Raw genomic sequence first — 723 nt, forward strand, 5'->3', positions numbered from 1 at the left:
GATCGGGACCACTGACCCATTAAAATCAGCCGGGCAATTCCAGGCCGTTACGTCGATAGCAGCTTCCGTGGGACCATATAGATTGTGCAGACCGGTCCAAGGTAATACGCACCGAACCTTCTGCGTAAGGGAAGCAGAAAGCGCCTCACCACTACACACGAGACGCTGCAGGGATGTGCAGCGATCAACGCCCTTCGTGTCCATGAAACTGGCCAGCATGGATGGTACAAAGTGTGCGGTGGTGATGCGTTGGCCGATTATCAGGTTTACAAGCGCATCTGGGTCTTTGTGTACACCAGGGACCGCCAGCACCAGGGTTGCCCCTTCAAGCAATGTCCAAAAGAATTCCCAGGCAGAGACATCGAAGCTAAACGGGGTCTTCTGCAAGACGACATCAGCCGTATTGAGTGCATAAGCCTCTTGCATCCAGATCAGGCGATTGATAACCGCTCGATGCTCACTCTGTACCCCTTTGGGAGTTCCGGTTGAGCCTGAGGTGTAGATCACATAGGCCAGATGGCGGGACGTGAGGCCAAGCGTGCGCGGCTCCGGGTCCGAAGGCGGCCGCTCGCCCCAGACCGGCGTGGCCGTCTCCAGATCGACCGCTATCACATCGGTCAGCACCTCAGGGCCGAGCGCGGCGCGGCCGGCCGCATCACAAAGCAGCAGCTGCGGCGCGGCATCGCCCAGCACCTGGCGCAGCCGCTGAGACGGATAGGCCGG

The 723-nt window shown here is 59.5% G+C and carries 1 protein-coding gene; it reads right to left on the bottom strand.

Translation table 11 applies throughout. The features are described 5' to 3' along the window. Nucleotides 1-723: AMP-binding protein (locus BMI01S_RS37855; protein ID WP_042293638.1), on the bottom strand; the 723-nt coding region annotated here is incomplete at both ends.

Source organism: Paraburkholderia mimosarum LMG 23256 = NBRC 106338 (assembly GCF_000739815.1).
Taxonomy (GTDB): Bacteria; Pseudomonadota; Gammaproteobacteria; order Burkholderiales; family Burkholderiaceae; genus Paraburkholderia; species Paraburkholderia mimosarum.